The following is a 5,843-nucleotide window of genomic DNA, read 5'->3' as shown; positions in this document are numbered from 1 at the left end:
AATGTTATCTAGTTTTGAAGGAATATGCCTTCATAGTTTGGTGATGATGGCAGAGAGGTCACACCCGTTCCCATACCGAACACGGAAGTTAAGCTCTCTAGCGCCGATGGTAGTTGGGACCTTGTCCCTGTGAGAGTAGGACGTCGCCAAGCAACTTTAAGACGAGTCAGAATGACTCGTCTTTTTTGTGTTTTATAAAAATAAGAATGGCTGGTAAATCTCAGTTTATTAAAATTTCACTTTATTGTTCACATCAACAAGTTCAAAACGCTCACAGACGAGTAACATATCTTCAGAGAAATTAAGACCAAGCTCATTTAGTTCCTTTGTAAAAAAACGAACATGGGTGTCTCTCCAGTAATTATAAGTACGATCTCCTTCGCCTTCAGCGATAGCGAATTCTTCGCTTACTTCATTCATTGGTGTTACAGTTACTTCTATTGTCTTAATAATAGCTACAGGTTCATCATTACTATTGAGTATAATACTATAATCAATAGTAGTCGGTAGTGATTCATGTTCTAATTCATAAAAAATGTGACCGGAGCATGTAGCGGTTTTAATACCGTCAATTACTAGTTGTGCAAGATAATTAGGGGCATCCCCAAATTGCCAAGCTGTAACAGATTCTGGTTTTTTGTTGTTTCCCCAATAAGTATCCCAATATGTCTGTGCTAATTGATTCATTTTTATCGTTACCTCACTCTAATTCATATTTAGTCTCTTTATAATTCCTAGGAAATTTACTTACTTATTTAGTATGTCTTTGTACTCATTTAAAAGTTGTAGCGGTGTGTTGCAAATTAAAAAGATACTATGTGGAGTGAATATAGTTTGTAAATATGTTCTGTACATATATGGGATCTTTAATTTTCCAATTGCATTTTATGATAAAGGATGTAGTTACTTAAAGAACGTTCAGATTATGAATGGTAGTTTATTATCACTATGCCATATTGAAGTGAGTAATACTAGAGTTAAAATAGATGAAAAAACTGATATTCTAAATTGAATATCAGTTTAATAATATGTGACTTATATGAATCTATAGCAATACGAAAAGCGTAAATAAGATAGCCAACAAAATACGATAGTACGCAAAAGGTTTTAAACCTATCTTCTCTAAAAGCTTTAGAAAAGTTACTACCGCTAGCATCGCTACTATAAAAGAGGTAATGAATCCTACCGCAAACATAGGGATGTCATCGACACTTAAATACTTCCAACTTTTTAGTAAGTCTAAGCCTGTAGCCCCAATCATTACAGGAAGAGCTATTAGAAAAGAGAATTCAGATGCAGTCTTATAATTTACTTTTGCTAATAGACCTCCAGAGATAGTAGAGCCAGCTCTAGAGAAGCCAGGGTATACTGCTAAGCACTGAAATAATCCGATTGTTAAAGCTTGGCGGTATGTTAAATCGTCCAGTGAATAGGCTGCTGCCTCCTTCTTTTTTACTTCTGCAAAGAGCATAAGAATTGCACCTGCTACAAGTCCAATCACAACAGTGTATGGCTGGAATAAGTATGTTTTAATAATATCATGTAGTAGCAAACCAGCAACCACTGCCGGAAATACGCCAAGAAATACATGGAACGCGTTGAATTTTTTTTCTTTCTGTAGAAGTGGCTTAATATTACATAAAGAAACGAGACGTTTATGATATAAAATTGCAATGGCTAAAATTGCGCCTAGCTGAATAACAATTTCAAACGTTTTCGCTCTTTCTCCCTCAAAGCCTAATAAATGCCCGACTAATATAAGATGGCCAGTAGAGGATATAGGTAAAAATTCAGCTAATCCTTCTACAATACCGAGTATGAAGGCAATAATGATATCGCTCATAGTTTCACTCCTACAAATTAATGAATGTCTACTTTTTTAAAATAGAATAGTGTTGCAATAAATCCGGAAATTGTCGTTACTGCAATGATGATATAAGAATACTCTGGTGGATATGTCGGTTGTAATTCGTTATTTGCGATATCTAGAGTAGCGGTCCACGGAAATAAATCTTTATGCTTGGAGTTTACGAGCATAAGATTAGTCATTGTAATAATGACTGTTAATATAATGGGCGGTACATAGCTCTTCATTACAAGAGTTAGTAGCACAATAGGTGAAGACAATAGAAAGAGAAGTCCACCACATATTAAAAATTCTAGGAAAGAACCTAAAAGTAAAGAAATGTTAAAGCCAGGGAAGTTCCCCAATAGCCCTAATATTAAAGTAAGTGCCCAAGCGACTAAAGTTAGCATCATAATCCAAAGAAAGAGAATGATGAATTTACTTATAATAAAGCCAATGCGCGACACGGGGATAGTTAGTAAATTTTTCAGTGTATCTTCTGCATATTCGCGGGTAAGCAAATATGCAACCACTACTCCATATAAGGGGAATCCTATAACTAAAGTAGTATATAAGTTAACGTCAGTGAATAATTGATGGAACCAAATAGTTGGAGTAGGCTGTTTTGTTTTTATATGTATATAAGAGGCTACTACAACTAAGAAAGGTGCGACACCAGCACCAATAATGCTAATTAAAAACATATTAGAGCGTTTTAGTTTTAAGAGTTCTGTATAGAGTAGATTAACCAATTGTTCCACCTCCAACTAGTTTGGTGAAATAATCTTCTAGTCTATCTTCGCTTATCATCATTTTTAATACTTCAATACCATTAAGAACAAACGTTCTGTTTATGTATCCTTGTTGTCAAAAATGAGAGTAAATACGAATATTTCCTTCATCATGTACTTCATAATCAAAAATTTGAAGATGATTTTCTAATAACATCACAGCTTTATCGTCATTATTCACTTGAAACTCTATGTACTTACGGTTTGCTTTGCGCAGCGTATCAAGAGAAACTTCTTCTAGTAACTTTCCTTCATGAATAATTCCGATACGATCGACCAACTGTTCTATCTCGGCTAATATGTGTCTAGAAATGAGTATTGTTATATTTCTTTCTTGAGCTAAAGAATGAATAAGTTTTCGCATTTCTTTAATACCAATAGGGTCTAGTCCGTTAGTTGGTTCATCTAATATGAGTAGCTCAGGATAATGGAGAAGAGCGCGTGCAATTCCTAAGCGTTGCTTCATTCCTAAAGAATACTTTCCTACTAACTTTTTTGTCTCATGCTGCAAGCCTACTATTTCTAATGCTTCTTCGATAGCATTCTTTTTGTGAACCCCAATTATCTTTGCATTAATTAGTAGGTTTTCTTTTGCAGTTAAGTTTTCATAAAATCCTGGAACTTCAACTATAGAACCAATTCTGCTTAAAATATCTTTTTGATTTTGGAATAAGTTCTCTCCGAATATTTCAATCGTTCCACTTGTAGGTTTTATAAGACTAAGCAGCATACGAATGGTTGTTGTTTTACCAGCACCGTTGCGGCCTATGAAGCCATAAATCTCTCCTTGTTGAACATTAATATTTAAATTATCTACTGATTTTTGATTGCCATATACTTTAGTAAGGTTAGTCGTTTTTATAATTGTATTTATAGGAGACACCTGCTTTCTATAAGTTCTTACTTACATCATAAAAAGGAAGGCTTAACTGCATATTAATCATTTCTTAACTATTTCTTAAAAGTATTGTGTTTTGGAATAGAAAAGCCAAAAGTAGTTCGTTTCCATGGAGTACTTTCAACCCATATATGCCCACCATTTTTTTTAACGAGTGCTTTAGAAATAGAGAGTCCGAGACCGCTACCACCAAATGAAGAGTTTCTTGATTGTTCGCTTCGGTACATTCGCTCAAATATGTTTTGTAAATCATGTTTTGGAATACCAGGGCCTTGATCCCAAATATGAAGTTTGTATTCTGCATCAGCTTCTAGCAGTTCGACTCCTATTGTTTTCCCATCCTTTCCGTAATAAATTGCATTTTTCATTAAATTACCGATAATCCGCATAATGCTTAGATGATCTGCGATGATAGGACAAGTAGAATCTGGTATGAGAATTTGCAGTTCGATGTTATGTTTTGAGAGCTCAGGTAAAAATTCAATCAAAACTTCTCTAGTAACTTCAGAAAAGTCGAGTTCTTCTTCTTTTAGTGGAAATTCATTAGCGTCTAGCTTCGCCATATTGAATATTTCATCAACTAGGTGCTTTAAGTTATTTGATTTCATATAGAGTATTTTAAGATATTCTTGTTTTTCTATTTTAGAAGCAGCAACTCCGTCTTTCAAAGCATCTATATATCCGATGATGGAGGTGAGTGGTGTTCGTATATCGTGGGAGATACTAGACAAAAGTTGTTTTCTGGATTCCTCGGATCTTTTGGCTTCAATCTGAACCTGCTCTAATTTAGCTATTAGCTCGTTTATTGAAAAAACGATATTATGTAATGAGTGGTCATTGCTTGTGAATAATCTCGTTTGTAAGTTTCCTTTTAGTACACGACTTAATTTAGTATCCATTGCTTTACGATGTTGAATGAATTGTATTCTTGAAAAGAAGAGATAAATTGTAATTAAGATAAGGATAATAAATAAAGACATTTTTAATCTTGGGCCCATTTGTATGTTTAAAATCCCGCAAATGATAAGTTGTAATGAAATAAGGAAGAGGGTTTTATCAGTCTTCAAGCTTTTCACCTACAAACTTATAACCAATTCCCCATATAGTCTGAATAAATTTTGGATTGGAAGGGTCAATTTCTATTTTCTTTCTAAGTTTTCGAATATGTACCATAACGGTATTGTCATCTTCTATATAATTATCGTCCCACACATTTCGGAAGAGCTGTGTTTTTGTAAATACTTGCCCTGGGTTTGAAGTAAAGAATTTTAACAGTTCCAATTCTTTTCCGGTTAAGCTAATTTCTTCTTTGTTTGTATGAACTGTGTATGTATTTAAATTGATAGTTAGTCCTTTAAAAGATAAAGTTGTTTTTTCTTGAGCAGTATTGTTACTTCCGAGAACTAAAAAACGCCGCATAAGAGCTTTTACTCGTGCAATTACTTCGTGAATGCTGAAAGGTTTCGTAATATAATCATCAGCACCAATGCTTAAACCTAAAATTTTATCAACTTCGTGATCTTTAGCTGTGAGCATTAATATAGGTACGTTAGTTTTATCTCTAAGTTTTTTACATACCTCGATTCCATCTATTTTGGGCATCATAAGATCTAATATAACGAGGTTATATTTATTTTGATTAAATAAATGCAAGGCTTCTTCGCCGTTGATTGCAGTGTCTACCATGTATAATTCTCGTTCTAAATATATTTTTAATAAATTTCGGATTTCTTTATCGTCGTCTGCTATAAGGATACGTATATCTTTCATATCTTCACCTGCTTCTAATAGAGTTTTATTGATAGTACAACAACTCTCTAATTATATACTAGTATTTGTTAAAATAAGGTTGCTAGTTTTGTTGGAGGAAAACGTCCACACAAGTTAAGTCTAGAGTTCAAATTAACTTGAATATATTTGGAAAAATAAATTAAAGAGAAGCAGAAGGTGTGCTCCGATAATGAAATCCTATAGAGACGTATCTAGCTAAAAGAGCATAAAAATATTAAATTGAAATTCTTTATAAAAAGGTGTTGACGATTATACTTTAGAGGTGTAATATAGAACAAGTCGCCGATGACAATAACGTCGCAAGCGACAAACGAAATGAAAAACTTAGTTGACATCAAATAACGAAAGTGTTAACATAAGGAAGTCGCAAATGAGCGGCTAAGTAGTTCTTTGAAAACTGAACGAAACAAACAACGTGAAACGTCAATTTTTATTTTAGATGCTAGACAAACTAACTTTATTGGAGAGTTTGATCCTGGCTCAGGATGAACGCTGGCGGCGTGCCTAATACATGCAA

The 5,843-nt window shown here is 33.9% G+C and carries 5 protein-coding genes, 2 rRNA genes and 1 pseudogene; 2 read left to right on the top strand and 6 right to left on the bottom strand.

The window, feature by feature from the left end; all coding sequences use genetic code 11:
- The first annotated feature begins 36 nt into the window (after positions 1–36).
- Positions 37–152 (top strand): 5S ribosomal RNA (gene rrf, locus ES895_RS28940).
- Between the two features lie 76 nt (positions 153–228).
- Here the strand turns inward: rrf and ES895_RS28935 are convergent.
- The 6 genes and pseudogenes from ES895_RS28935 to ES895_RS28905 all read right to left on the bottom strand — a co-directional run bounded on the left by ES895_RS28935 (position 229) and on the right by ES895_RS28905 (position 5,305).
- Positions 229–687: an ASCH domain-containing protein gene (locus tag ES895_RS28935; RefSeq protein WP_001072418.1), complete on the bottom strand. Its 459-nt coding sequence runs from the start codon at positions 685–687 to the stop codon at positions 229–231.
- Between the two features lie 358 nt (positions 688–1,045).
- Positions 1,046–1,843 (bottom strand): undecaprenyl-diphosphate phosphatase UppP, encoded by a 798-nt coding sequence (gene uppP / locus ES895_RS28925; RefSeq protein WP_001279960.1) that lies wholly within the window; start codon positions 1,841–1,843, stop codon positions 1,046–1,048.
- A gap of 17 nt (positions 1,844–1,860) precedes the next feature.
- Positions 1,861–2,598, bottom strand: coding sequence for an ABC transporter permease (locus ES895_RS28920; protein WP_135238869.1), 738 nt, complete (start codon positions 2,596–2,598; stop codon positions 1,861–1,863).
- Positions 2,591–3,520 (bottom strand): annotated as a pseudogene (locus ES895_RS28915) (ABC transporter ATP-binding protein). Before ES895_RS28915 ends, ES895_RS28920 begins: the two are co-directional and overlap by 8 nt.
- Before the next feature lie 68 nt (positions 3,521–3,588).
- Positions 3,589–4,602, bottom strand: a complete 1,014-nt coding sequence (locus tag ES895_RS28910) for a sensor histidine kinase (protein ID WP_135238868.1) — start codon at positions 4,600–4,602, stop codon at positions 3,589–3,591.
- Positions 4,592–5,305, bottom strand: a complete 714-nt coding sequence (locus tag ES895_RS28905) for a response regulator transcription factor (RefSeq protein ID WP_000651991.1) — start codon at positions 5,303–5,305, stop codon at positions 4,592–4,594. Before ES895_RS28905 ends, ES895_RS28910 begins: the two co-directional genes overlap by 11 nt.
- Before the next feature lie 478 nt (positions 5,306–5,783).
- Here ES895_RS28905 and ES895_RS28900 point away from each other — a divergent pair.
- Positions 5,784–5,843, top strand: a 16S ribosomal RNA gene (locus tag ES895_RS28900); the annotation flags it as partial.

Origin of the sequence: Bacillus sp. 007/AIA-02/001, from assembly GCF_004634455.1 — a bacterium.
Lineage (GTDB): Bacteria > Bacillota > Bacilli > Bacillales > Bacillaceae_G > Bacillus_A > Bacillus_A cereus.
The sequence above is the reverse complement of the archived record's forward strand: the minus strand, read 5'-3'. Positions and strand labels throughout refer to the sequence as shown.